This window comes from Streptomyces sp. NPDC047049 (assembly GCF_040643995.1).
Lineage (GTDB): Bacteria > Actinomycetota > Actinomycetes > Streptomycetales > Streptomycetaceae > Streptomyces > Streptomyces mooreae.
In genome coordinates, this window is record NZ_JBEYVM010000025.1 from 19580 (window position 1) to 46491 (window position 26912).

Annotated in this window: 17 protein-coding genes and 1 pseudogene; 15 read left to right on the forward strand and 3 right to left on the reverse strand. The window is 72.5% G+C overall.

Annotated features, from left to right (window positions below):
* Window positions 1–108 precede the first annotated feature (108 nt).
* The 5 genes from recN (at window position 109) to ABZ851_RS33805 (ending at window position 8648) form a co-directional block, all read left to right on the forward strand.
* Window positions 109–1836, forward strand: coding sequence for a DNA repair protein RecN (recN, locus tag ABZ851_RS33785; protein ID WP_361136161.1), 1728 nt, complete (start codon window positions 109–111; stop codon window positions 1834–1836).
* A gap of 593 nt (window positions 1837–2429) precedes the next feature.
* Window positions 2430–4523, forward strand: a complete 2094-nt coding sequence (locus tag ABZ851_RS33790) for a bifunctional polysaccharide deacetylase/glycosyltransferase family 2 protein (protein ID WP_361135981.1) — start codon at window positions 2430–2432, stop codon at window positions 4521–4523.
* A 250-nt stretch (window positions 4524–4773) separates the two neighbouring features.
* Window positions 4774–6102, forward strand: a complete 1329-nt coding sequence (locus ABZ851_RS33795; RefSeq protein ID WP_361135984.1) for an LCP family protein — start codon at window positions 4774–4776, stop codon at window positions 6100–6102.
* Between the two features lie 128 nt (window positions 6103–6230).
* Window positions 6231–7022: a hypothetical protein gene (locus tag ABZ851_RS33800; RefSeq protein ID WP_361136164.1), complete on the forward strand. Its 792-nt coding sequence runs from the start codon at window positions 6231–6233 to the stop codon at window positions 7020–7022.
* Window positions 7023–7484: 462 nt separating this feature from the next.
* Window positions 7485–8648: a glycosyltransferase family 4 protein gene (locus ABZ851_RS33805; protein ID WP_361135987.1), complete on the forward strand. Its 1164-nt coding sequence runs from the start codon at window positions 7485–7487 to the stop codon at window positions 8646–8648.
* A 72-nt stretch (window positions 8649–8720) separates the two neighbouring features.
* On the opposite strand, the gene ABZ851_RS33810 is transcribed toward ABZ851_RS33805, so the two are convergent.
* A complete protein-coding gene (locus ABZ851_RS33810) occupies window positions 8721–10385 on the reverse strand; it encodes a PucR family transcriptional regulator (RefSeq protein WP_361135990.1) in 1665 nt (554 codons plus the stop codon).
* 123 nt (window positions 10386–10508) lie between these two features.
* Window positions 10509–11639: a LacI family DNA-binding transcriptional regulator gene (locus tag ABZ851_RS33815; protein ID WP_361136167.1), complete on the reverse strand. Its 1131-nt coding sequence runs from the start codon at window positions 11637–11639 to the stop codon at window positions 10509–10511.
* A gap of 244 nt (window positions 11640–11883) precedes the next feature.
* Between ABZ851_RS33815 and ABZ851_RS33820 the strand changes: the two are divergent.
* Window positions 11884–13094, forward strand: a pseudogene (locus tag ABZ851_RS33820) (beta-1,3-glucanase family protein).
* Between the two features lie 105 nt (window positions 13095–13199).
* Here ABZ851_RS33820 and ABZ851_RS33825 read toward each other — a convergent pair.
* Window positions 13200–15011, reverse strand: a complete 1812-nt coding sequence (locus tag ABZ851_RS33825; RefSeq protein ID WP_336053290.1) for a glycoside hydrolase family 15 protein — start codon at window positions 15009–15011, stop codon at window positions 13200–13202.
* A gap of 464 nt (window positions 15012–15475) precedes the next feature.
* Here ABZ851_RS33825 and ABZ851_RS33830 point away from each other — a divergent pair, with 464 nt between their 5' ends.
* The 9 genes from ABZ851_RS33830 to ABZ851_RS33870 all read left to right on the forward strand — a co-directional run bounded on the left by ABZ851_RS33830 (window position 15476) and on the right by ABZ851_RS33870 (window position 26839).
* Window positions 15476–17131, forward strand: a complete 1656-nt coding sequence (locus tag ABZ851_RS33830) for a CTP synthase (protein ID WP_361135993.1) — start codon at window positions 15476–15478, stop codon at window positions 17129–17131.
* Between the two features lie 96 nt (window positions 17132–17227).
* Window positions 17228–17854, forward strand: a complete 627-nt coding sequence (locus tag ABZ851_RS33835) for an NUDIX hydrolase (RefSeq protein ID WP_336053225.1) — start codon at window positions 17228–17230, stop codon at window positions 17852–17854.
* A gap of 172 nt (window positions 17855–18026) precedes the next feature.
* Window positions 18027–20174: a tetratricopeptide repeat protein gene (locus tag ABZ851_RS33840; RefSeq protein WP_361135996.1), complete on the forward strand. Its 2148-nt coding sequence runs from the start codon at window positions 18027–18029 to the stop codon at window positions 20172–20174.
* A 168-nt stretch (window positions 20175–20342) separates the two neighbouring features.
* Complete coding sequence (gene ald / locus ABZ851_RS33845; RefSeq protein ID WP_336053292.1) at window positions 20343–21458, forward strand: alanine dehydrogenase; 1116 nt, start codon at window positions 20343–20345, stop codon at window positions 21456–21458.
* A gap of 488 nt (window positions 21459–21946) precedes the next feature.
* A complete protein-coding gene (locus ABZ851_RS33850) occupies window positions 21947–22963 on the forward strand; it encodes a ParA family protein (RefSeq protein WP_129297091.1) in 1017 nt (338 codons plus the stop codon).
* Window positions 22948–23613: a hypothetical protein gene (locus ABZ851_RS33855; protein ID WP_361135999.1), complete on the forward strand. Its 666-nt coding sequence runs from the start codon at window positions 22948–22950 to the stop codon at window positions 23611–23613. The genes ABZ851_RS33850 and ABZ851_RS33855 overlap by 16 nt, the downstream gene beginning before the upstream one ends.
* Window positions 23614–23907: 294 nt before the next feature.
* Entirely contained in the window at window positions 23908–24963 is a 1056-nt protein-coding gene (locus ABZ851_RS33860) for a segregation/condensation protein A (protein WP_361136002.1), read from the forward strand.
* Window positions 24960–25676, forward strand: coding sequence for an SMC-Scp complex subunit ScpB (gene scpB / locus ABZ851_RS33865; RefSeq protein WP_361136005.1), 717 nt, complete (start codon window positions 24960–24962; stop codon window positions 25674–25676). Before ABZ851_RS33860 ends, scpB begins: the two co-directional genes overlap by 4 nt.
* Window positions 25676–26839 carry a pseudouridine synthase gene (locus ABZ851_RS33870; protein ID WP_361136008.1) on the forward strand — a complete coding sequence of 388 codons (1164 nt, stop codon included), beginning with the start codon at window positions 25676–25678 and terminating at the stop codon, window positions 26837–26839. The genes scpB and ABZ851_RS33870 overlap by 1 nt, the downstream gene beginning before the upstream one ends.
* The last annotated feature ends 73 nt before the right edge of the window (window positions 26840–26912 follow it).

Genomic DNA, 26912 nt, shown 5'->3' on the forward strand with positions numbered 1-26912 from the left:
TTCCTCCGCTTTGCCCGGAGACTTTCCGCGGGGCGGGCGGCAGGAGTGAGGGGAGGCCGTCGCGGGGCGGCCCCCGGACCTCGTAAGGTCGTATCCGTGTTGGAGGAGATGCGGATCCGGTCCCTGGGTGTCATTGACGACGCCGTTGTCGAGCTGTCCCCCGGCTTCACGGCGGTGACCGGCGAGACGGGCGCGGGCAAGACCATGGTCGTCACCAGCCTCGGCCTGCTGCTCGGCGGGCGCGCCGACCCCGCGCTGGTGCGGATCGGTGCCAAGTCGGCCGTCGTGGAGGGCAGGATCGGGGTCGGCCCCCGGGCCCCCGCTGCCGTACGGGCGGAGGAGGCCGGCGCGGAGCTGGACGACGGCGCGCTGCTGATCAGCCGCACGCTCTCCGCCGAGGGCCGTTCGCGCGCCCATGTCGGCGGCCGCTCCGTACCGGTCGGCCTGCTGGCGGAGTTGGCCGACGACCTGGTCGCCGTGCACGGCCAGACCGACCAGCAGGGCCTGCTGCGGCCGGCCCGCCAACGCCAGGCGCTGGACCGCTACGCCGGGGACACCGTCGCCGTCCCGCTCGCCAAGTACACCGCCGCCCACCGCCGGCTGCGCGGCGTCGCCGCCGAGCTGGACGAGCTGACGACGCAGGCCCGTGAGCGTTCGCAGGAGGCCGACCTGCTGCGCTTCGGTCTCGATGAGATCGCGGAGGCCGAGCCGCAGCCCGGGGAGGACACCGACCTCGCCGCCGAGGCCGAGCGGCTCGGCCACGCCGAGGCGCTGGCCTCCGCGGCGAGTGCCGCGCACGCCGCGCTGGCCGGCAACCCCGAGGACCCCGAGGGCGTCGACGCCACGACCCTGGTCGCCGGTGCCCACCGCGCGCTGGAGGCCGTACGCAGTCACGACCAGGAACTCTCCGCGCTCGCCGAACGGCTCGGTGAGATCGGCATCCTGATGGCGGACGTGGCGGGCGAGTTGGCCAGCTACGCGGACGGCCTGGACGCCGACCCGTTGCGGCTCGCCGCGGTCGAGGAGCGCCGCGCCGCCCTGAACCATCTGACCCGCAAGTACGGCCAGGACATCGCGGCCGTGCTGGCCTGGTCCGAGGAGAGCGCCGCCCGGCTCGCCGAACTGGACGGCGACGACGACCGGATCGGCGAGCTGGCCGCCGAACGGGACGCATTGCGCGCCGAACTGGGCGAACTGGCCCAAACATTGACAGATGCCCGCACGGCGTCGGCGAAGCGTTTCGCCGACGCGGTCACCGCCGAGCTCGCCGAACTCGCGATGCCGCACGCCCGGGTGACCGTCGAGATCCGCCAGACCGAGGTCGCCGAGGACGCCGACGGCATCGAGGTCGGCGGCCGCACCGTCGCCTACGGACCGGCCGGTGCCGACGAGGTCGAACTCCTGCTGGCCCCGCACCCGGGCGCACCGCCCCGGCCGATCGCCAAGGGGGCGTCCGGCGGTGAGCTCTCCCGGGTGATGCTCGCCGTCGAGGTGGTCTTCGCCGGCTCCGACCCCGTACCGACCTACCTCTTCGACGAGGTCGACGCGGGCGTCGGCGGCAAGGCGGCCGTCGAGGTCGGCAGGCGGCTGGCCAGGCTCGCGAAGTCGGCGCAGGTCGTCGTCGTCACGCACCTCCCGCAGGTCGCGGCCTTCGCGGACCGTCAGCTGCTCGTGGCGAAGACCAACGACGGGTCGGTCACCAGGAGCGGCGTCACGGTCCTGGAGGGTGAGGAGCGGGTCCGCGAGCTCTCCCGGATGCTGGCCGGCCAGGAGGACTCCGAAACGGCCCGCGCGCACGCCGAGGAACTGCTGGAGACGGCGCGCACGGGGAGCTAGGGCGTGGCCGCGAGGCAGGCGGGACTTTGAAGACAGACCCTAGGTGCCTTCGGGTCACCCGGGGCCGCTCCGCCCGGGCGGTCCGTCCCTCGCCGCCCGGGATGTGAGCGTCGCCACTCCGGCATGTGAGCAGTGTCTCCTTCCGCCCGAGCCGTCGGCCGCCGGTGGGAGCGCCTTCCGCACCACCGGGAGGGGGCGCGCCCACGGCCGCATGCCGACGAAGGCCGGAGAGCCGGCTCGTGGGATCGCGTTGGTCACGGGGAGGCCGCTGCCGCGACGCCGCCCCCCGTTCTCTCTCTGCGCCGTCGCTCGCGCAGGTGTTACAAACCTCCTGCGCACGGCCGGGGCGCTCGCTGATCTGCGGTGCGTACCCCGGCGTCCTCATGAGTACACTCGCCCACCATGTGTGAGGCCAGACGGTATAGAAAACGGCACAAAATATCCGATGACCGACCATGCGCCGATGCTTCCCGCCGGCGCGCGAGGGCTCCGCGGAGCCCGCTCGCTGACGTGGAAAAAATTGCCCCGTATCGGGCCTTTGCTGTCCGCAGAAGGGTCACAGCGGCGCCTGTTCCCGGCGTCCCGGGGGCGATGTGAGGCGCCGCTCGAACCGTGCCCGGCACCGGCAGTCCCGTGACCCGCGCGGCCACTGGCTGCTGCTGTGCATGGTCCTTCCGGTGATGTTCGGCGCCTTGCTCTTCGAGGGCTGGACGACCCACGAGGTCGACGCCGCGAAGACCCGCAAGGACTGCACCACCCCCGTGCCCAGGTCCGTCGAGAAGGGCGGCCCGGTGCTGCGGTTCGACCACGGCAAGGTGGCCTCGTCCGCGGTACCCGCCCGTACGGTGGCGCTCACCTACGACGGCGGACCCGACCCCGTATGGACACCCCGGCTGCTCGACCTGCTGCGCAAGCACCACGCCCATGCCACGTTCTTCCTCCGTGGTGCCCAGGCGGCCCAGTACCCGGACCTGGTGCGGCGGATCCGGGCCGAGGGTCATGAGATCGGCTCGAACACCTACACCGGCGCCGCCATGGGTGAGTCCTCGCCGGTGCGCGCCTCGCTGGAGCTGTCGCTCACCCAGAAGGCACTGGCGGGCAGCGTGGGCCTCCACACCAAGCTGCTGCGGCTGCCGCAGACCACGTCGGCGGACACCATGTGCGGCGCGGAGTGGAAGGCCGCCAAGAAGGCCGGCGCGGAGGGCTACACACTGGTCGCCGCCGACCAGTGGTACCGCAAGCCGTCGCAGGGCGTGATCCGGCAGTTCAGCCAGAACGACCTCGCCTACCTGGGCACCAAGGAGCTGCTCGACAACCCGAGGGTCGCGAAGTTCACCACCGTGACGGCGGGCGTCCGGCAGCCCTCGCCCGACGCGCCGGTCTCCGCCGTCGAGCGCTGGACGGGTACCGCCCTGATCTGGGCCAAGGCCCTGGGGCACGCCTTCGTCAGCGGCATGGCCTGGGTGCTCGCCGTCGCGGGCGGGCTGGGACTGCTGCGACTGGCGATGCTGGTCTTCCTCGCCCGTGCCCATGTCCGGCGGCTGACCCGGTTCCGTCCCGGAGCGCCCCGGCTGCGCGAGGTCACCGACCCGGTGACGGTCCTCGTCCCCGCCTACAACGAAGAGGCGGGCATCGAGTCCACCGTCCGTTCGCTGCTCGCCTCGACCCACCGGCAGTTGCAGATCATCGTGATCGACGACGGGTCGACGGACGCCACGGCGGACATCGCCACCTGGATCGACGATCCCCGGGTGCAGGTGATCCGGCAGCGCAACGCCGGCAAGGCGGCCGCCCTCAACACCGGTCTGGCCCATGCCATGTACGACATCGTGGTCATGGTCGACGCCGACACCGTCTTCGAACAGGACGCCATCCAGTGCCTCATCCAGCCGCTGACCCACCCGGCGGTCGGCGCGGTCAGCGGCAACACCAAGGTCGGCAACCGGCGCCGCCTGCTGGGCAGATGGCAGCACCTGGAGTACGTCTTCGGGTTCAACCTCGACCGGCGGATGTTCGAGGTGCTGGAGTGCATGCCGACGGTCCCCGGCGCCATCGGGGCCTTCCGGCGGGATGCGCTGATGGGCGTCGGCGGCGTCAGCGAGGACACCCTCGCCGAGGACACCGACCTGACGATGGCCCTGTGGCAGGCGGGCTGGCGGGTGGTCTACGAGGAGTCCGCGATCGCCTGGACCGAGGTGCCCACCTCGCTGCGGCAGCTGTGGCGGCAGCGCTACCGCTGGTGCTACGGCACGATCCAGGCGATGTGGAAGCACCGCCGGGCCGTCATCGAAATGGGCCCGGCCGGGCGCTTCGGCCGCCGCGGGCTGAGCTACCTCGCGCTCTTCCAGGTCGCCCTGCCGCTGCTCGCGCCGATCGTCGACATCTTCGCGCTGTACGGGCTGCTCTTCCTCGGCCCCTGGCAGTCGGCAGGCGTCTGGTGCGGCTTCCTGCTCGTGCAACTTCTCTGCGCCGGATACGCGCTGCGCCTGGACGGGGAGAAGGTGCGGGCGCTGTGGGCGATGCCCTTCCAGCTCCTGGTCTACCGGCAGCTGATGTACCTCGTCGTCATCCAGTCCGTGGTGGCCTTCCTGCTGGGCACCCGACTGAGGTGGCACCGGATGCACCGCTCGGGGACCGCCGCGCAGCAGATCGGGCAGCCGGCTTATCAGAGCCTGTCGTCGAGGTGAACGAGCCGGCTGCGGGGCGGGCCCCGTCACAGGGCGCCCGCCCCGCCGCCGGGCGCCCGCCGGCCTCCGGGCGCCCGCAGCTGCCTGCACACCTGGCGTGCCAGGGACCCCGGTTCCCGGGCGAAGACCTCGTCCGCATCGTCACCCCGCCACGCATGAAATCCGCTTTTTCTCCCCTAAAAACCACTCCTTTGGTGCGGAATTCCGGGCCATTTGGTGAAGGGCTCGTGAGCATGCAGACTGTCCGCCCATGAACGACTGGCTGGAGTGGTCCCCCGACACCCGCCGTCACGGCGGCGAAGCCGAGGCGGCGCATGCCCTCACGGGGCAGATATGGCAGCCCGCCCCGTACGCGCCGCAGCCGGTCGCCGCCAGGCCGCTGCCCGGCCATCCGGGCGGCGAGGACCCGTATGCCGCGGTCTCCTTGGCCTCGACCGACGCTCCCGTGGCCGACCCGGTGTTCCCGCCCGGCGGGGACGGTTCGTACGGCGGGCCGGGCTCGACCGGCGGACCGGGCGAACCAGGCGGACCCGGTGGGCCCGCGCGCAGAAGAACCCGGCCCGCGGCCACCCGTCCCACCCGGCGCCGCCGGATCCTGCGCCTCTCGGGCCTCCTGGTCGTGGTGGCCCTGCTCACTTCCGTCGGTACCTACACGTGGGCCGACACCAAGCTGGAGCGCGATGTCGACCTCGGCAAGCTCGCCGCCCGGCCGTCACCGGGCAAGGGCGCCAACTACCTGATCGTGGGCTCCGACAGCCGCCAGGGCCTCTCCGGAAAGCAGCTGAAGGACCTGCACACCGGCGGCTCGGCGGACGCGGGCCGCCGCACCGACTCGATGATCCTGCTGCACACCGGCGCCCACGGCACCACGATGATGAGCCTGCCGCGCGACTCCTGGGTGACCATCCCGCCGTACATCCGCCCCGAAACCGGCAAGCACTACTCCGCGTCGAAGGACAAGCTCAACGCGGCGTTCTCGCGCGGCGGTCCCGAACTGCTCGTACGGACCATCGAGCAGAACACGGGCCTGCGCATCGGGCATTACACGGAACTCGGCTTCGCGGGCTTCGTCGGCATCGTGGACGCGGTCGGCGGGGTGCCGATGTGCCTGGACAAGGCCGTCAAGGACAAGAAGTCCGGCGAAAACCTCACCAAGGGCTGCCACACGCTCGATGGCCGCGCCGCGCTCGCATTCGTCCGCCAGCGCCACCAAGAGGCTCAGGGCGACCTCGGCCGCGGCCAGAACCAGCAGAAATTCCTGGCCGCGCTCTCCCACAAGTCGGCCACACCCGGCATCCTGCTCAACCCGGCCAAGGTCTACCCCACGATGAACGCGGGCCTCGACACCCTCATCGTCGACAAGAACATGAGCCTGTGGAACCTCACGTCGCTCTTCGAAGCGATGAAGAGCGTCGCGGCCGGCAACGGCACCCGCCTCCATGTCCCCGTCTCCAGCCTCGCTTTCCAGACCCGCAAGGGCAGCGCCGTGAAGTGGGACGCGCCGCAGGCGAAGAAGCTCTTCGCCGAACTGCACGAGGACCGGCCGGTGACGGCCGGGGCGAAGGGCCGGCAGGGCTAGGGGGTGTCCCAGGGGTGTCCTAGGGGGTGTCTCCCTTGAGCGGGCCGTCCCGTCCGCCGGGTAAACGGGTGAAGCGCTCTAGGGTGACGGCAGTTGAGCGCGGCACGGTGCCGGGCGAGGGGAGCGGCATGGTGGCGGTGGCAGGTACCGGGGTGCTGGGGCGGATCTCGGTTCTCCTGGGGGCGGCCGGGGTGAGCAGGGCCGCGTATACGGCACTCCGGAAGCGGCCGCCGGGTGGTGCCGCGCGGTGGGAGCGCAAGAACTACGCCGGCCGGACCGTCGATCTGCACGCCGGGCTCGCCACGGCCACCGGTACCGCGCTCGCCGCCGCCGCCGCACCGGGGCTGCCCGCCCGGACCCGGGCCGCCACGGCGCTGGCCGTACTGGCCGCCGGGGGCTGCGGGGCGTACGACGACGTCTTCGGCGCGGATGACCCCCGCCGCGGATTCCGGGCGCATCTCTCGGCACTCCGGGACAAGGAAGTCACCAGCGGCGCCGTGAAGCTGTTCGGGATCGGCGCCGCGGGGCTCGCGGCGGGGGCCCTCCTCAAGGAGCGTCCGGCCGACAAGCTCCTGGCCGGTGTGGTGATCGCGGGCTCGGCCCACCTGGTGAACCTCCTGGATGTGCGGCCGGGCCGGGCGGCCGGCGCCGTCCTGGCCATCGGAGCACCCGGGCTGCTGCGCCGGGGTCCGGCGGGTCCGCTGTCCGCGGCGCCCATGGGGGCCGCGGCGGCCGTCATCGGCGATGACCTCGGGGAGCGCACGATGATCGGGGACTCCGGGGCGCACGCCCTCGGCGCGGCGCTCGGCCTCGCCATCGCCACGGACAACGGCCGCCGGGGACTGGCCGCACACGCCGCGGCGCTGGTCGCCGCCGCGGCCGCGGGGGACCGCGTCAGCCGGGCGGCAGCGGCGGTCTGAGTTCGCGGGGGAGAGGCCGGGGGAAGGGGGTCGGAGCCCCCGGGCCTCCCGAGCACCACCTCCCCCGGCCCGCCGCTTCGGCCACACACCCATGCGCTCCGGCCGGCGGCGTACGCGCCCCTTGCCGTGGCGCAGGCGCACTCCAGGAAGCGGACTCACTCGAACGAGCCGTTGATTCGCGCGGGCGGTTTGTCGCCCATGTGGGTGATCTGGTGGGTGCCGGGGTGAGACTTCCCACCGGAACGGCGGGCTGAGGGTGCCGAATTGACATCGCGGTGCTGGCATCCTGGGCGCGGTGCGCAGTCGCGGGTGTGCTCGTCCGTCCTGTCGGGCGTGCCCGACCCGTCCTGCCCGTCCGCCGGACAGGCGGGCGGCCGCTCGTCCGCGTCGCGGCACCCCGCAGCACACGGACCGGCTCGCCGGTACGGCCCGTCCCGCCCCCGACCCAGGAGCCCCGACCACGTGATCAGCACCCCGACCTCGGCGCACGGGCTGTCGCCGCTGCGCACGGTCCAGGTGCTGGGGCACGGCAGCGCCGGCAGCGCCGCGCACGTCCGCTCGCTGGCCGAAGGGCTCGTCGCCCGCGGGGTGCGGGTGACCGTCTGCGCCACCCCGGAATCCGAGGAGGCCTACGACTTCAGCGGCGCGGGCGCGCGGTTCGTGCATGTCCCTCCGCGCACGGATCCGGCGAGCGTGGCCTCGCTGCGCAGCGCCTGCTGGGATGCCGACCTCGTGCATGCGCACGGTCTGCGGGCCGGGCTGCGTGCCTCGATGGCGTTGCGCGGACTGCGCGGCCCGCGGGGCGGGCGGCGGGTCCCCCTGGTCATCACCTGGCACACCAAGGCCCACATCGAGGGCGCGCGGGCCGGGCTGATGCATCTGATGGAGCGGCGGGTGGCGCGGGCGGCGGCCGTCGTGCTGGGGGCGTGCTCCGACCTGGTGGACCGGGCGCGTGAGCGGGGCGCGCGTGATGCCCGGCTCGCGCCGGTCGCGATTCCCCGCCCCCGGTCGGCCGGCGCTCCGGACGAGCCCGGGAACCACGACCGGATGTTCCGCAAGGAGCGGGCCGAACTGGGCGCGGTGGACCGCCCGTTGCTGCTCGCGGTCGGCCGTCTCGACCCGAGCCAGGGGCATGACCTGCTGCTGGACGCGGCGCACGCCTGGTGCGCGCTCGACCCGCAGCCGCTGGTCGCCATCGCGGGGGAGGGCGAGCAGCGGGCGGCACTGCAGCGGCGGATCGACGTCGAGCAGTTGCCGGTACAGCTGCTCGGGCGCCGCGACGATGTGCCCGAACTCCTCGCCGCCGCCGACCTGGTGGTGCTGCCCAGCAGGTGGGAGGCCCGCTCGCTGATCGCCCAGGAGGCGCTGCGCGCCGGGGTGCCGCTGGTCGCCACCGACACCGGAGGCACCCGCGAACTGGTCGGCCGCGCCGCCGAACTGGTGCGGTACGGCGATGCCGCCGCCCTGGCCCGTACGGTGCTCACGCTCCTCGCCGATCCGGTACGGCGGGACGCACTCGCCGCGGCGGGCCGTGACCAAGCCGCCGGCTGGCCCAGCGAGAACGACACCGTCACCCAGGTCCTCAGCGTCTACGACGAACTGACCCAGCCGGTGCAGCCGGCGTAGCCGAGGCGTCGCGGCAGCGAGGTATCGCGGCGGCCGGGCACGGCCGCGGGATGCGTCCGGGCCCGCCGCCCGTTACGGCGTGTCCGTATGGCGCCTGGCGCGCAGGGCCAGGCGCAGGCCCAGGACCGTCTGCGGATCGTCCAGGTCCGTGCCCAGCAGCTGAGCGATACGGGCCAGCCGGTCGTACAGCGTCTGCCGGTTCACATTCAGGTCGCGGGCCGTTTCCGCCTTGCGGCCCGCGCTGGCCAGATAGGCCTCCAGCGTCGGCAGCAGCGGCTGACGGGCACCACGGTCATGGGCGAGCAGCGGCCCGATGGCGCGCTCCACGAAGTCGGTGAGCACCCCCTGCTCGCCGTGCTCGCGCATCCGCCACAGCAGCAGCTCGATGTCCAGGCGGCGCGCGTCGTACCAGGGCGCTTCCGGCAGCCCCTGGGCCGCGGCCGCCGCCTCCGTGGCGTGCCGCAGGCCGGGGCCCGCCGCCGCCCAGTCGCCCGGTGTGCCGACCACGACCACCGGACGGTGTGCGGCCGGCCGGTCCAGGCCGGTGCGGACGACTCCGGCGCGCAGCGCGTCGGCGATCCGGTCGGCGAGCGCATCGCGGTCCTGGCCCGCGCGCAGCGCGATGAGCATCGGGACCCGGCCCTCCACGGGGCGTACGCCGAGGAGCACGGGCACCCCGAGGGCGGCAAGTTCCTCGCGCAGCGCCTGGGCGAGCAGCGCCCAGCTGCCGGGGGAGGGAAGGCCGGCGGGCAGCCGCATCACCACCGGGAGCACGGGGTCCGTGCCGGAGCGGAAGCCCAGCAGGCGGGCCTGGCCGGGCGCCTCGGCGGCGGAGACCCGGCCCTCCGCCAGGTCGGCGAGGAAGTCGCCGCGGCCGCGCGCGGCGAGCACTTCCTCCTGGCGGGACTGGAGCATGACGACGGCCAGCAGGTCGGCCGCGCGCTCGGCGGCGATCCGGTGCACCGGCGCCAGGGGAGCGTTGACGGGCAGCAGCACGAGCCGCGCGCGGACCGCGTCCGGTCCGGGGCCTCCCCCGCTCTCGGCTCCGCTCGAACGAGGGGACCCCCCTCCGGGAACGTCGATGCGTACGCCGGTGTCGCGCAGGCCCTCCCAGGCCAGCAGCGGGTCGGCGTCCGCCGGGCCGTCGGCGGCGTCCGGGCCCGCGGCGTAGAGCGGGCTGCCGTCGGGGGCCTCCAGGCAGAGCGGGTTGCCGGTGAAGACGGCCAGCAGCCGCAGCACCTCGGGAGCGCCGCCGCCCCGCAGCAGCACATCCGTGCAGCGCCGCAGGACCTCGTCGGCACGCCGCAGCAGCGCATAGTGGCTGTTGATGATCTCGGTGTGGATCGCTTCGGTGACCGTGACGTACGGGACCTCGCGGTGCAGCTGGATCAGCGGCAGTCCGCAGTCCCGTGCGGCGTCGACCAGTGCGGCCGGCAGGGACGCGAAACGGGAGCCCAGCTCCACGACGAGAGCGGCGATCTCGCGGTCCGCGAGCTTACGGATGAAGGCGCGCTGTTCGGACGGCCGGGCCCCCAGGCCGAGCCCGGTGGTCAGCAGCAGCTCGCCGCCCTTGAGCAGCGAGGCGATATGCGGGACCTCGCCCGCGTGCACCCAGCGCACCGGACGGTCCAGCCGGTCCTCGCCGGCCAGGACCTCCGGCAGACCGCGTCGCAGCGCGGGCAGCTCCAGTGCCCTGCGTACCGTGATCTCGGCTTCGATCTTCGCTTCCGGCCCCATGACCTGGAACGGTACCCGTATTCCGCGGTGCGGAGCAGCGCGGTCCGAACGGCGGTGCCGCGCCGCACGGGGCAGAGCGGGGCAGGGGCACGGTCCCGGCGAGGACCGCGCCCACCGCCGCCCTCATGCCGACTCCCGCACCACCAGCCGCGCCTTGGTGATCACCGGCGCGAGCTCCGCCGGACCGGCCCCGGGCCCGTGCTCCCCTCCCGTCGCCCGGTCAGCGCCATCCGGCCCGTCCGCTCCGTCTGCACCACCCACCCCCGCGGGCTTCCGAGGATCCAGCAGCCTCAGCAGCAACCGGGCCATCAGCTTCCCCATCTCCTCCACGTCCTGCCGCACCGTGGTCAGCGGTGGATCCGCCCAGGCCGCCGGCTCCAGATCGTCGTAGCCGACCACCGCCACCTCGTCCGGCACCCGCCGCCCGCGGGCCCGGAGCGTGCGCAGCGCGCCGCTCGCCATCAGGTCGGAGCAGACGAAGACGGCGTCCAGGTCCGGTACGGCATCGAGGAGCCTGCCCATGGCCCGCTCACCACCCTGCGCGGTGAAGCCGCCGTCCGCGATCAGCCGCGGGTCCGGCTCCGGTGTGCCGAGCGCATCGCGGTAGCCGTCGAGCCGGTCCTCCGCCGACGTCTGGTCGAGCGGTCCGGTGATCACGGCGATCCGGCGGCGGCCGCGGCCGAGGAGGTGGCGTACGGCCTGGCGGGCGCCGTCGCGGTTGTCGGTGTCGACGTACAGCGGCCGGGGTGCGCGGTCGGCGCCCGCCCAGCCGGGCCGGCCGCCGTAGACGGTGGGCAGCCCGGCGCGCTCGGCCATGGCCGGCAGGGGGTCGTCGCGGTGCAGCGAGAACATCAGCGCGCCGTCGACATGCCCGGCCGACAGATAGCGGCCGATGCGGTCGTAGTCGGCGGGCCGCTCGACGAGCATCAACAGGAGCTGGGTGTCGGCCGCGGCCAGTTCGCGGCTGATGCCCCGCAGTTGGCGTCCGAAGAACGGGTCGCTGAAGACCCGGGCCTCGGGCTCGGTGATGACCACGGCGACCGCTCCCGTGCGGCGGGTGACCAGGGAGCGGGCCGCGCTGTTCGGTACGTACCCCAGTGCGGCGACCGCCTCGTGGACGCGTTCGCGGACCGCGGCCCGTACGCCCGCACCGCCGTTGACCACGCGGGACACCGTGGCGCGGGAGACCCCGGCGAGCGCGGCGACCGCCTCCAGCGTCGGGCGCGGCCCCGGCCGGTTCGGATCGGCCACCATCCACTCCTCTCCACTGCTCTCCATTTCTCCAACTCCTTTTTCCCCGCGATGGCTTGACGGTGCCCCATCGAGTCGGCAGGGTTCACTGCGCACGATATGAGAGCGCTCTCACGCTGGATGGCCCAAGGAACTCCCCACCCCCCACTGCCGGAAAGAGTGTCATGAGCATGAGATATCGGCCCGGGAAGTCCTGTCCACGAGCGGCGGCAAGGCGGCAGGAGCCCGCCTCGCAGGGAGCCGCCTCGTGATCACTCGTCGCAGCCTGCTCGGCGGCCTCGCCGCCGGTACCGCCACCGCCTCCGGAATCGCGTCGGCCGCCCGTGCCTTCGGCGCCCCCGCCCCTGTGCCACCCGCCCGGACCGCCGCCTCGATGCCCCTGCACGTGGTCAACCGCTCCGGCGCCTACGCCAACTCCTCGGTCTGGATCTACGTCGTCGGCAACGACGGCACCCAGCAGGTGCACGTCACCCCGGACGGCGCACTCCGGCCCGTCGCGCTCGCCGACAACGGCCCGGACGGCTACACCGACTACGCGATACCGCTCGCCGCGAGCGGCACCACCACCCTTCGGCTGCCGCAGATGTCCGGCCGGATCTACACCGCGCTGGGCGGCAAGCTCAAGTTCAAGGCGGTCGAGGACGGCAACGGCAAGGCCGCGCTCGCCTACCCGGCGGGCTGGGTCGCTTCCGACCCCAACTACGACGTCCTCCACGATTGCGCCGAGTTCACGTACAACTCCGGCGGGATGTTCTGCAACACCACGATGGTCGACATGTTCAGCGTCCCGCTGGCGATCGAGCTCACCGGGGCGAAGAAGCAGGCCACCGGCGAGCTCAAGGACGGCGCCCGCGCCACGGTCTTCTCCGACGTCCGGGCCGCCGAGGGCTTCGACCGCCTGGTCATCGGCGACCGGCGCGTGATCGCCCCCGGCCACGGCCTGGACAGCGGGCTGTTCGCCGCGGACCACTTCGCCCCGGCGATCGACGAGGCCTGGTCCGTCTACGCGGGCAAGGACCTGACCGTCACCACCGACGCAGGCACCTTCACCGGCCGGGTCAGCGCGGAAAGCTCTCCTTCACCGTCCCCCGAGGCCTCAAGGGCCGGGGTGGGGGCGCCCCCGGCGGGACGGTCTCCTTCGACCAGCCGTCCACCCGCGACGTCCTCTTCTGCGACGGCACCCTCGCGGCCCCCGATGACGGAATCCGCGGCCCGGTCGCCGCCATCCTGGGCGCCGCCCTCAACCGCTCCACCCTCGCCTCACAGGCGCGGCAGCCCACCACCGATCCGGCCGCCTTCTACCGGCAGCAACCGACCCACCACTACGCCAAGGCCATGCACGCCGCCACGAGGGACGGCAAGGCCTACGGCTTCGCCTTCGACGACGTCGCCGGCTTCGCCTCCTACATCGAGGACGGCGCCCCGAAGGAGATCACCCTCACCCTGACCCCCTTCTGACCTCTGACAAAGAAACCGGCAAAGAGAACCTGACAAAGAGGTAGGTGCCGCCCGAACGCCGGACGGCACCACAGAACTCCGGGAGGCCGGCGCCCCGAGGGGGCGCTAGCCTCCGTAGGCCCCGCTGGCCGTCAGCCGCAGCGCCGTGTCGATCAGCGGAACATGGCTGAACGCCTGCGGGAAGTTGCCGACCTGCCGCTTGGCCTTGGGGTCCCACTCCTCGGCGAGCAGCCCCAGGTCGTTGCGGAGCGAGAGCAGCTTCTCGAAGAGCTTGCGGGCCTCGTCGACCCGGCCGATCATCGCGAGGTCGTCGGCGAGCCAGAACGAGCAGGCGAGGAAGGCGCCCTCCTCGCCCTCCAGGCCGTCCACCCCGAGGTCGTCCTCACCGGACGTCGGGTAGCGCAGCACGAAGCCGTCCTCGGTGGACAGCTCCCGCTGGATCGCCTCGATGGTGCCGATGACGCGCTTGTCGTCCGGCGGCAGGAACCCCATCTGCGGGATCAGCAGCAGCGAGGCGTCCAGCTCCTGCGAGCCGTAGGACTGGGTGAAGGTGTTGCGTTCCTTGTCGTAGCCGTTCTCGCAGACGTCCCGGTGGATGGTCTCGCGCAGGTCCTTCCAGCGCTCCAGCGGCCCGTCGACGTCCCCGGACTCGATCAGCTTGACCGTGCGGTCGACCGCGACCCAGGTCATGACCTTGGAGTGCACGAAGTGCCGGCGCGGACCGCGGACCTCCCAGATCCCCTCGTCCGGCTCGTCCCAGTGCTTCTCCACCCACTGGATCAGCTTGAGCTGGAGCAGCGAGGCGTAGTCGTTGCGGGCCAGGCCCGTCATGTGCGCCAGGTGCAGCGCCTCGGTGACCTCGCCGTAGACGTCGAGCTGGAGCTGTCCGGCGGCGCCGTTGCCGACCCGTACCGGACGGGAATTCTCGTATCCGGGAAGCCAGTTGAGGTCGTTCTCGCCGAGTTCGCGCTCACCGGCGATGCCGTACATGATCTGCAGGTTCTCCGGATCGCCGGCCACCGCCCGCAGCAGCCACTCCCGCCAGGCCCGCGCCTCTTCGCGGTAGCCGGTGCGCAGCAGGGAGGACAGGGTGATCGCGGCGTCCCGCAGCCAGGTGAAGCGGTAGTCCCAGTTGCGCACGCCGCCGATGCACTCCGGCAGCGAGGTCGTCGGCGCCGCCACGATCCCGCCGGTCGGCGCGTACGTCAGCGCCTTGAGCGTGATCAGTGAGCGCACCACCGCGTCGCGGTAGGGGCCGTGGTACGTGCAGTGCTCGACCCACTCGCGCCAGAACTCCTCGGTCGCCTCCAGCGACGCCTCGGGCTCCGCCACGGCCGGCGGCGGCTTGTGGGAGGGCTCCCAGCTGATCGTGAACGCGATCCGCTCGCCCGGGGAGACGGTGAAGTCGGAGAACGTCGTCAGGTCCTTGCCGTAGGTCTCCGCCTCGGTGTCCAGCCACACCGAATCGGGGCCCGCCACCGCGACCGTACGGTCGTCGATCTTGTGCACCCAGGGCACGACCCAGCCGTAGGAGAACCGCATCCGCAGCTGCGAGCGCATCGGGACCCGGCCGCTGACGCCCTCCACGATGCGGATCAGCTGCGGCGCCCCGTCACGGGGCGGCATGAAGTCGATCACGCGGACGGTGCCGCGCGGGGTGTCCCACTCCGATTCCAGGACGAGCGAATCGCCCCGGTAGCGCCGGCGGTCGGCCGGCGCGGGCCGCCCCCCGGGGCCGTTGACCGGCCCCATCCGCCAGAATCCGTGCTCCTCCGTGCCCAGCAGCCCTGCGAAGACCGCCGGGGAGTCGAAGCGCGGCAGGCACAGCCAGTCGACCGTGCCGTCCCTGCACACTAGAGCGGCGGTCTGCATATCGCCGATAAGTGCGTAGTCCTCGATGCGCCCGGCCACGTGCATCTCCCGTCGAACTGGAGTCACGCCCCCCATGGGACGTATGAATCGGTCCGTCCTGCCCATGAAACGTCGCCGAGCAGCGGGACCGGAAATCGGGCTGGGGGCACCGTCCAGCGGTAGCTGGGGGAGGGTGCTGCCTTCCCGGGCGGCTCGTCGCGAGTGTCCGAGCAGGATACGACGCACGTGGGTGATCCGCGCGACCCTCGCGACGAGTGAATGCGGTCCAAACGGGTGGCCTCCGTCACGTGACAGCGTCATCCGGAACCGCCGCCGCCGGATTCCCCGTGCGGCCGGACACGACCATGCCCGGTCGCTGATAGCCTGGTACCCCGTGGACCGGTGGGACGCAGATAGATGTCACGGCAGAAGTCACGGCACCCCCGAACCGCAGCGACGGCACCTGAATCCCAGGCCCCACGCCGCTTCGCACCTCTCCACCTCGCGACCACGGGAGCTCCCTCTTGGCCATGCCGCCCAAATCCACGACGACCAAGCACCTCTTCGTCACCGGGGGCGTCGCCTCCTCGCTGGGCAAGGGGCTCACCGCCTCCAGCCTGGGTGCTCTCCTCAAGGCGCGGGGCCTGCGGGTCACGATGCAGAAGCTCGACCCGTACCTGAACGTCGACCCGGGAACGATGAACCCGTTCCAGCACGGTGAGGTCTTCGTCACCAACGACGGCGCCGAGACCGACCTGGACATCGGTCACTACGAGCGTTTCCTCGACGTCGACCTCGACGGCAGCGCGAACGTCACCACCGGCCAGGTCTACAACACCGTGATCGCCAAGGAGCGGCGCGGCGAATACCTCGGTGACACCGTGCAGGTCATCCCGCACATCACCAACGAGATCAAGCACCGCATCCGGCGGATGGCGACCGAGGACGTCGACGTCGTCATCACCGAGGTCGGCGGCACGGTCGGCGACATCGAGTCGCTGCCGTTCCTGGAGACCGTCCGCCAGGTCCGCCACGAGGTCGGCCGGGACAACGTCTTCGTCGTGCACATCTCGCTGCTCCCCTACATCGGCCCCTCCGGTGAGCTGAAGACCAAGCCGACCCAGCACTCGGTCGCGGCGCTGCGCAACATCGGTATCCAGCCCGACGCGATCGTGCTGCGCGCCGACCGCGAGGTGCCGACCGCCATCAAGCGCAAGATCTCGCTGATGTGCGACGTCGACGAGGCCGCGGTCGTCGCCGCGATCGACGCCCCGTCGATCTACGACATCCCCAAGGTCCTGCACACCGAGGGCCTGGACGCCTACGTCGTACGGAAGCTCGACCTGCCGTTCCGCGACGTGAACTGGACCCAGTGGGAGGACCTGCTCGACCGCGTCCACAACCCCGACCACGAGGTCAAGGTCGCGCTGGTCGGCAAGTACATCGACCTGCCCGACGCCTACCTCTCGGTCACCGAGGCGCTGCGGGCCGGCGGTTTCGCGAACAAGACCCGCGTGAAGCTGAAGTGGGTCACCTCCGACGACTGCAAGACCCCGGCCGGCGCCGCCGCGCAGCTCGACGACTGCGACGCCGTCTGCATCCCCGGCGGCTTCGGCGACCGCGGTGTCGACGGCAAGGTCGGTGCGATCACCTACGCCCGGGAGCACAAGCTCCCGCTGCTCGGCCTGTGCCTGGGCCTGCAGTGCGTGGTCATCGAGGCGGCCCGCAACCTGGCCGGCATCGAGGGCGCGAACTCCACCGAGTTCGACCCGGCCGCCGCCCACCCGGTGATCTCCACGATGGCCGAGCAGATGGACATCGTCGCGGGTGAGGGCGATATGGGCGGCACGATGCGACTGGGTATGTACCCGGCCAAGCTCGCCGAGGGCTCCATCGTCCGCGAGGTCTACGACGACCAGCCCTACGTCGAGGAGCGCCACCGCCACCGCTACGAGGTCAACAACGCCTACCGCGGTGAGCTGGAGAAGAAGGCCGGGCTGCAGTTCTCCGGCACCTCCCCGGACAACAAGCTCGTCGAGTACGTCGAGTACCCGCGCGAGGTGCACCCCTACCTCGTCGCCACCCAGGCGCACCCCGAGCTGCGCTCCCGTCCGACCCGCCCGCACCCGCTCTTCGCCGGGCTGGTGAAGGCCGCGGTCGCGCGCAAGACGGGCACCGCGAAGTAAGGAACACCGCGGCGGATACGGTTGCCGGGGTACGGCCTCTTCGAGGTCGTGCCCCGGTTTCTGCGTTGGCACAGGCAACACACAGGAGGACGCGCCATGGCGATCAAGGACACCCCCGAGGAGTGGACGGTCACCGCGACCACGACGCCGTTCACCGGGAACAAGACCAGCGTGCGCACCGACACGGTCGTCATGCCGGACGGCTCCACCGTCACCCGCGACTACCAGGTCCACCCCGGTTCCGTGGCCGTCCTCGCCCTCGACGACGAGGGCCGGGTGCTGGTGCTGCGCCAGTACCGCCACCCGGTACGCCGGCGGCTGTGGGAGATCCCCGCGGGGCTGCTCGACATCCCCGGTGAGAACCCGCTGCACGCCGCGCAGCGCGAGCTGTACGAGGAGGCGCACGTCAAGGCCGCGGACTGGCGGGTGCTGACCGATGTCTACACCACGCCCGGCGGCTGCGACGAGGCCGTACGGATCTTCCTCGCCCGTGGTCTGTCCGAGGCCGAGGGGGAGCGGTTCGAGGTCTCCGAGGAGGAGGCCGACATGGAGCTGGCCCGGGTGCCGCACGACGAGCTGGTCCGCCTCGTCCTCGCCGGTGAGCTGCACAACAACTGCCTCGTCGTGGGAGTGCTGGCGCTGACCGCCGCCCAGGGGGGCGAGGGCCTGGACGCGCTGCGGCCGGCCGGTGCCCCGTGGCCGGCCCGCCCCTTCGAGGCCTGAGCCGCCGCGCCCGCCGCCCCGTCCCGCCACGAGCCGGTCGGATGATCCACCGATCCGATCGGGTGACGCAACCGCCCCGCTCTGCAGGGGAGGTGACGGCCCGTGAACTACGCTCGGCAGCGTTCCGTCCCAGCGGCGGACACGTACGCGCAGGTGGACGGGAGCGTGACCGGTGACGGATCAGGCGGTGGGCGGGGAGCACCTCCCGCCGGAGATGGCGGACGGGCCTGCCACGGCGGCACCCGGACAGCGGGCGCCGGGGGCCCGCAGAGACGGCCCCGCCGCCCGCCCCGCCGCCCGTGCGACCGCCACCACGCCCGGCACCGGCGGGTTCGCCGGCCGCCGCCGTGAGCTCAAGGCACTGCACGCCGATATCGCGCGGGCCGGCCTGGACACCCTCTCCGGCCGCAAGGGCGCCCGCAGCCGGGTGCTGCTGATCGCCGGCCGTCCCGGCTCCGGACGGACGGCCCTGGCCGAGGAGCTGCTGCACGAGCTGGCGGACGGCCATCCCGACGGAGTGCTGCGGGCCACACTGACCGGACCGGGCGGCGAACCGGCCGACACCGGCCGCACCGCGCGGGAGCTGCTGGCCGCGCTCGGCCTCGAGGCCGTGCCGGGCGCCGCCGAGGACGAGCTGACCGAGCAGCTGCGCGATGCCCTCGCCGGGCGTCGCGCGCTGCTCTTCCTGGATGACGCACCGGGCGCCGAACAGGTCGAACCGCTGCTCCCGGACGCCCCCGGCTGTCTGGTCGTGGTGGTCTCGCAGGGGCCGCTGACCGGCATCTCGGACGTCCGGCCGTGCACTCTGGGCGGCCTGGACAGCGCGGCCGGTGTCGACATGCTCAGCAGGTACGCCGGGCCGACCCGGATCACCGTCGACCCGCGCACCGCCGACAGCGTCGCCGAGGTGTGCGGCGGCCAGCCCGCCGCGCTGGTGCTGGCCGGTGCCTGGCTCGCCGCCCGCCCCATGTCCTCGGTCGCCGATCTGTACCAGGCGCTGCACGCCGTCGCGCTGCCCGAGGACCTGCCCACCGGCGCCCGCCCGCTGTACCGCGCCTTCCGGCTCGTCCATGACGCCCTGCCGCCGCCCGCCGCCCGCCTACTGCGGCTGATCACCCTGGCACCGGCCGGTCTCGTGGACGCCCATATCGCCTCCGCCCTGGCCGGCTGCTCGGTGGCGTCGGCCGCCACGATGCTGGGCGACTTCACCGCGCTGGGCCTGCTGCGGCCGGCCGGCGCCGAGGACGACGGGGCCGCCGCCGGTGACGGTGCGCCCGACCCGGCCCTGCGGCCGCAGTACCGCCTGCCCGGCTGCCTCGCCCCGCTGGCGCGCGACCTGCTCCCGGAACACGAGCGCCCGGCCGACATCCAGCTGGCCCGCGCCCGGATGCTGGAGCGGACGGTACGGCTGCTCCAGTCCTGCCGGGCGATGGCCGAGCCGGCCGATTCCCCCGCGCGGCACAAGGTCGCCGGGCTGCCGCGCTCGCTGCGCTTCTCCTCGAAGGCCGCTGCCGCGCACTGGCTGCACACCCGCCGCGGTGCGCTGCTCGACGCCGCCGCCATCGCCGTCGCGGACGGTGAACTCGACACGCTGGACCGCCGGTTGATGGCCGCGCTGACCCGCACGCTGCTCGCGCACCAGGGCCCCGAGGCCGCCGCGCCGGACCTCTATGCGCTGCACACCCTCGTGCTCCGGGTCGCCGAGCGGCGCGGGCTGCCGCGGGAGAAGGCCGCCGCCCTGCTGAACCTCGCGGACCTGGACGGGCAGGCGGGCCGCACCTCCCAGGCACTCACCCGCTACCGGGGTGCGCTGGAGGCGGCCCGCTCGGTGCAGGACCCGGTGGCGACCGGCCGGGCGCTGGAGTCGCTGGGCGGTACGTACACCACGCTGGGTGACTGGCAGCGGGCCGCCGACTGGTACGGCCGGGCTCTGGAGCTGCGGCTGGCCCGCGGCGAGAGCGGCGACGCGGCGCGGCTGCAGGGCCGGATCGGCCAGGCGCACACCTACGCGGGCCGGTGGGGCGAAGCGCTCAAGGCCTGGCGGGCGGCGGTCGGCACGTACCGCAGGACCGGCGAGGTGGCCGGCCAGGCGCGGGCGACCGGTGAGCTGGCCCGGGTGCAGGAGTACGCGGGGCGGCCCGAGGAGGCGCTGCGGACCTGTCTCGAAGCCCTCGGCATCGCCAGGAAAGCGGGCGACGGACGACTGGAGGCGGCACTGCAACTACGGATTGCGGACACCCTCGAACGCCTCGGGGACCCGGCCGCGGCACGGCTCCACCGGGCCGTGGGGGAGCGCCTTCTCGAAGATCACTCCCAGTAGCCTGCGAAATCGGTGGTGCTTCTCGCGGAAATTAATGCTTTGCAAGGCTAGACAACGAGAGCTCCTTCAATAGACTGGCCGGGCCGCGTTCGGCGCGGTCAGTTCCGTCATGCAACGCATGAGGGGATAATTCCTCCTGCACCCTCTCTTTCAAGGACCGTGATCGACGTGAAGGTCGGCATCCCCCGCGAGGTCAAGAACAACGAGTTCCGCGTGGCTATCACGCCCGCCGGAGTGAACGAACTCGTCCGCCACGGCCACCAGGTCTTCATCGAGAAGGACGCCGGCGCCGGCTCCTCCATCACGAATGAGGAGTACGTCGCCGCCGGTGCCTCCATCCTGGACACCGCCGACGAGGTCTGGGGCACCGCTGACCTGCTGCTGAAGGTCAAGGAGCCGATCGCGGAGGAGTACCACCGCCTCCGCAAGGACCAGACGCTCTTCACCTACCTGCACCTGGCCGCCTCCCGGGAGTGCACCGACGCGCTGCTGGAGTCCGGCACCACCGCGATCGCCTACGAGACCGTCGAGACGGCCGGCCGCCAGCTGCCGCTGCTCGCCCCGATGTCCGAGGTCGCGGGCCGGATCGCCCCGCAGGTCGGCGCCTACCACCTGATGCGCCAGGCCGGCGGCCGCGGCGTGCTGCCCGGCGGTGTCCCCGGTGTCCACGCGGGCAAGGCCGTCATCATCGGCGGTGGCGTCTCCGGCTGGAACGCGCTGCAGATCGCCGTGGGCCTCGGCTTCCACGTCACCCTGCTCGACAAGGACATCAACAAGCTCCGCGAGGCCGACAAGATCTTCGGCACCAAGGTGCAGACGATCGTCTCCAACGCCTACGAGCTGGAGAAGGCCGTCGTCGAGGCCGACCTCGTCGTCGGTGCCGTCCTGATCCCCGGCGCCAAGGCGCCGAAGCTGGTCACCAACGAGCTCGTCGCCAAGATGAAGCCCGGAAGTGTTCTTGTCGACATCGCGATCGACCAGGGCGGCTGCTTCGAGGACTCCCGTCCCACCACGCACGCCGAGCCGACCTTCGCGGTCCACAACTCGGTCTTCTACTGCGTCGCCAACATGCCCGGCGCGGTGCCGAACACCTCCACCCACGCGCTCACCAACGCCACGCTGCCCTACATCGTGGAGCTGGCGAACCGCGGCTGGGTCGAGGCGCTGCGCCGTGACCCGGCGCTGGCCAAGGGCCTGAACACGCACGACGGCAAGGTCGTCTACGGCCCCGTCGCCGAGGCGCACGGCCTGGAGCACGTCGAACTGCGCACGCTCCTCGGCTGAGACGTCAACGAAGCGCGTCAACGCTGCATATCCGGCCGGGCCTTGTCGACAGGGCCCGGCCGGTCGCATGGGTGGCGTGCGGAACACTGCGTTCCGGAACGCCGGCCCCCAACTCGCCGCGAACGTGACCCTTTAGCCGTTTCGCGCACCCCGGAAACTTCGGTCCGACGCCACGTGCGCCCTTGACATCGGGGGTCCGGTTACCGACACATCGTGCCGGGTCCGGTGGATTGTGTTGCTGCGGACGCCCGACACGCCATAGAGTCGCCAACCGTCGGCATGGTGCCACGCTGACCTATCGATAAAGTTTCCTGGTCCCATCCAAGGAGGTAAGACGACTTGTGAATGAGTCGACATTTACTCCCGGGGGTGGTCAACCAGGAGCGGTTGCAGGGGACCAGGGTCCCTCGGGGCGCGAGGCTGTCGGCTCCGTTGCGGTCCACACCTTCGCAGCCCATCAGAGCATTTCCACGACAGCCCACCAGAGCATGGACGGCCATCACGTGAACGCCATGGCCGGCGACCGGGGCAGTGGAGAACCCGCCCGTCTCGCCGACTACGACGACCTGCCCGAGGGGCACTTCTACGATCCGGACGCGGAGTACGAGCCCGACCCCGAATACGCCGCGACGCTCGCGCCGGACGCCGCGCGCCAGCGCCGGGAGCGCGTCGGCCCGACCGGGCGCCCGCTTCCCTATTTCCCCATCCCGGGACCGCTGTCCGACCACGGCCCCGCCAAAATCATCGCCATGTGCAACCAGAAGGGCGGGGTCGGCAAGACCACCTCGACCATCAACCTGGGTGCCGCGCTTGCCGAATACGGACGACGGGTGCTGCTCGTCGACTTCGACCCGCAGGGCGCCCTGTCGGTCGGACTCGGCGTCAACCCGATGGAGCTCGACCTGACGGTCTACAACCTGCTCATGGAGCGGGGCATGGCGGCCGACGAAGTGCTCCTGAAGACCGCGGTCCCCAACATGGACCTGCTGCCCAGCAATATCGATTTGTCAGCTGCCGAGGTGCAGTTGGTCAGTGAGGTCGCGCGCGAGTCGACCCTGCAGCGCGCCCTGAAGCCGCTGCTGGCCGACTACGACTACATCGTCATCGACTGCCAGCCCTCCCTCGGTCTGCTCACCGTGAACGCCCTGACGGCGGCTCACAAGGTCATCGTGCCGCTGGAGTGCGAGTTCTTCGCGCTGCGCGGTGTCGCGCTGCTCACCGAGACGATCGAAAAGGTCCAGGAACGGCTCAACCCCGAACTGGAGCTGGACGGCATCCTGGCGACGATGTACGACTCCCGCACGGTGCACAGCCGTGAGGTGCTGGCGCGCGTCGTCGAGGCCTTCGACGACCACGTCTACCACACCGTCATCGGCCGTACGGTCCGCTTCCCCGAGACCACCGTCGCGGGCGAACCGATCACCACGTACGCCTCCAACTCCGTCGGCGCCGCCGCCTATCGCCAGCTCGCCAGGGAGGTGCTCGCCCGGTGTCACGCCGAGTGAGTCTGCCGGGAGCCGACGAACTGTTCCGCACCACCGGGGGAGGGGGGCTGCAGCCCTCCAGCCCCCGCCGCTCGGCGAACGGCTCCACGGCCGGCGGCGAGGCGCCCCGGGTACCCGCACCGGCCGGTGAGCCCGATACGGCGGAGGAGGGGCCGGAGACGGCCACCGCGGTACGGCAGCGACGGTCCGGAGGCGGCGGCTGGGACACCCCGGCGGCGACGGCCGGTGACGGCGGACCGGCCACCCCGCCCCGGGTACCCGCCGTCGGCCCTCCGGCCGAGCACGGCGGCCGGGAGAACGACGGCGACGCCGCCAAGGGCCACCGGGCGCAGGCGGGCCAGGGCGGCCAGGCGGCTTCGGACGCGGCCGCGGCGACGGCACAGGCCGGTGGCCAGGGCCGCCGGCGCGGCGGCTCCCGCGGCGCCAACCGCCGCCCCAGTGGCCGGGAGCGGCACGACGAGAAGATCACCGTCTATGTCTCCGCCGAGGAGCTCATGGACCTCGAACACGCCCGGCTGGTGCTGCGCGGTGAGCACGGTCTCGCCGTCGACCGCGGCCGGATCGTCCGCGAGGCGGTCGCCGTCGTCCTCGCCGACCTGGAGTCGCGCGGCGACGCCAGCATTCTGGTGCGGCGGCTGCGGGGGCGCTGACGCCCGGCCCCGGCGCATGCGTGGGGCGCGGCCGGTCCGGCACCCAACAGGTGCCTGCGGGGTGACCGCTCGCCGTGGTGGCGGCGCTTCCCGGTGGCGGATGCCGTGGTGGGGCGGGTGGTGTGGTGCCCTGGTGCCGAAGCGCTGCGGAAACGTCACGCCGCGTGGGACCGGCCGCGTCGGGACCGGCGCTCGCGCGCTGCCGCGGGATAGCCTGCCTCCTCGGCGGGTTGTCCCGCCCGTGACCAGCCCGTCGCCCCCGGCACGGGACCACAGCACCATGGACCGACCGCGATGCCGACGACCAACGACGACGCCCCCGCGCCCCGCGCCCGCAGACCCCTCGGGCGCGGGGCCGCCGCGGGGCCGGTGGCACCGGATGTGCCGCCGCCACCGGACGACGTCCCCGCGGACGTACCCGCGGACAGCCCCGAAGAGGCCCCCGGGGACAGCCCCGGGAACGCCCCCGAGGGCACCCCTGACGGCCCTCCCGGCGGGACGTCCCCCGGGACCGGCGACGGCACGTTCACCCTCCGGCTGGAGAACTTCGAGGGCCCCTTCGACCTCCTCCTGCAGTTGATCTCCAAGCACAAGCTGGACGTCACCGAGGTCGCGCTGTCAAAGGTGACCGACGAATTCATGGCGCACATCCGGGCCATGGGGCCGGACTGGGATCTGGACCAGACCACGGAGTTCCTGGTCGTCGCGGCGACGCTGCTGGATCTGAAGGCGGCCCGGCTGCTGCCCGCGGCCGAAGTGGAGGACGAGGCCGACCTCGCGCTCCTGGAAGCCCGTGATCTGCTCTTCGCCCGGCTGCTGCAGTACCGCGCCTACAAGCGCATCGCGGACATCTTCAGCGGCCGGCTGACCGACGAGGCCCGGCGCTACCCCCGTACGGTCGGGCTGGAGCCGTACCTGGCCGAGCTGCTGCCCGAGGTGGTCATCAGCACCGGGGCGGAGGGCTTCGCCAAGCTCGCGGTGAAGGCGATGCAGCCCAAGGCCCGGCCGCAGGTCTACGTCGACCACATCCACGCGCCGCTGGTGAGCGTGCGGGAGCAGGCCGAGGTGCTGATGGCGCGGCTGCGGGAGGCGGGCGAGGCCGGCTTTGCGGATCTGTGCGCGGACGCACCGGACACCCTCACCGTCGTGGCGCGCTTCCTGGCCCTGCTGGAGCTCTACCGGGAGCGGGTGGTGGTCCTGGAGCAGGAGGAGGCCCTGGGGGCGCTCACGGTCCGGTGGACGGGTGCGGAGGGGGCCGAGCCGGTGGTCACGGACGAGTTCGACCAGGAACCGGGGCAGCGCGCCGCCGGGGCGGAACAGGGCGAGCACACAGCGAAGGAGCGGGCATGAGCGGCGTGGCCGGCAGCGGGACGTACGACATCACGGAGGCGGCGTCCGGTCCGGGCGAGGTGGCGGGCGGGGCCCCCGGGGAGCGGTCCGAGGCGCCGGCCGGGGCGCTGGGCGTGGCCGAGCTGGCGCTGAAGCCCGCGCTGGAGGCGGTCCTCATGGTCGTCGACGAGCCCGCGACCGAGGAACACCTGGCCAGGGTGTTGCAGCGGCCCCGCCGGGCGGTCGCGCTGGCGCTGCGCGAGCTGTCCGAGGACTACGCCCGCCAGGGGCGCGGTTTCGACCTGCGGCTGGTGGCCGGGGGCTGGCGGTTCTACTCCCGTGCCGCGTACGCGGACGCGGTGGAGAGCTTCGTCCTGGACGGGCAGCAGGCCCGGCTCACGCAGGCGGCTTTGGAGACTCTGGCCGTGGTCGCGTACCGTCAGCCGGTCAGCCGTTCCCGAGTCTCGGCCGTACGCGGCGTGAACTGTGACGGTGTGATGCGCACGCTCCTCCAGCGCGGCCTGGTGGAGGAGGCGGGGACGGAACCTGAAACAGGTGCGATCCTGTACAGGACGACGAATTACTTTCTGGAGCGGATGGGCCTGCGCGGCCTGGACGAGCTCCCTGAGCTCGCACCGTTCCTCCCGGAGGCGGAGGCGGTCGAGGGTGACTCCCCGGAAGGTATCCCGTCGTTCGACGTAGACGACAGCGGCGACTCTCAGACGGATCATTGATGCGAAGCAGCGGCAGGAACAACAGGGACAGCGGGCGGGGCAACTACCGCGGCGCGGGCAACCAGCGGGACGAGAAGCAGCAGCGCGCTGGCCGCCCCCGTCCTGAGGAGCGCCGCTACGACGTCGGCGGAACCAGTGGCTCCGGTGGCTCGTCGGACCGTAAGGACGAGCGCAGGGGCGGCGGCCCCAAGAGCGGCGCCCCCAAGAGCGGCGCCCCCAAGTCCGGCGGCAGCCGGGGCGCGGCGGCCCGCGGTGGTGCCAAGGGCGGTCCCCGTACGGGCGCCGCCGCGAAGGGACGCCCGGGCGGCAAGAGCGGCGGCCCGCAGCGCGGCCGCGGCCAGGCGCCCGCGCGGCCCCGTGAGTACGACGCCCAGGTGGAGGAGCGCAACCGCGCCCGCCACGACAAGCCGCAGGTCAAGACGCCCAAGACGTTCGGCGACCAGGAGGGCGAGCGCCTGCAGAAGGTGCTGGCCAGGGCCGGTATGGGCTCGCGGCGGGCCTGCGAGGAACTGATCGACCAGGCGCGGGTCGAGGTCAACGGCCAGATCGTCATGGAGCAGGGCGTCCGGGTCGACCCGGAGAAGGACGAGATCAAGGTCGACGGCCTGACGGTCGCCACCCAGTCGTACCTCTTCTTCGCGCTGAACAAGCCGGCCGGTGTGGTCTCCACCATGGAGGACCCGGACGGCCGCCAGTGCCTGGGCGACTACGTCACCAACCGTGAGACGCGGCTGTTCCACGTCGGCCGGCTGGACACCGAGACCGAGGGCATCATCCTGCTCACCAACCACGGCGAGCTGGCCCACCGTCTGACGCACCCGCGCTACGGCGTCAAGAAGACCTACCTGGCCGCGATCCAGGGCCCCCTCCCGCGCGACCTGGGCAAGCAGCTCAAGGACGGCATCCAGCTGGAGGACGGCTACGCCCGCGCCGACCACTTCCGGGTCGTGGAGAACACCGGCAAGAACTACCTCGTCGAGGTCACGCTCCACGAGGGCCGTAAGCACATCGTGCGCCGGATGCTGTCGGAGGCCGGCTTCCCGGTCGACAAGCTCGTGCGGACGAGCTTCGGCCCGATCGCCCTGGGCGACCAGAAGTCGGGCTGGCTGCGCCGGATGACCAACACCGAGGTCGGCATGCTGATGCGTGAGGTCGAGCTCTAGGTCCGCGAGGCAGGTAAAGGCCTTGCGACGGCGTCGCACCACCCCTTAGTGTCACTGTGACATTAAGGGGTGG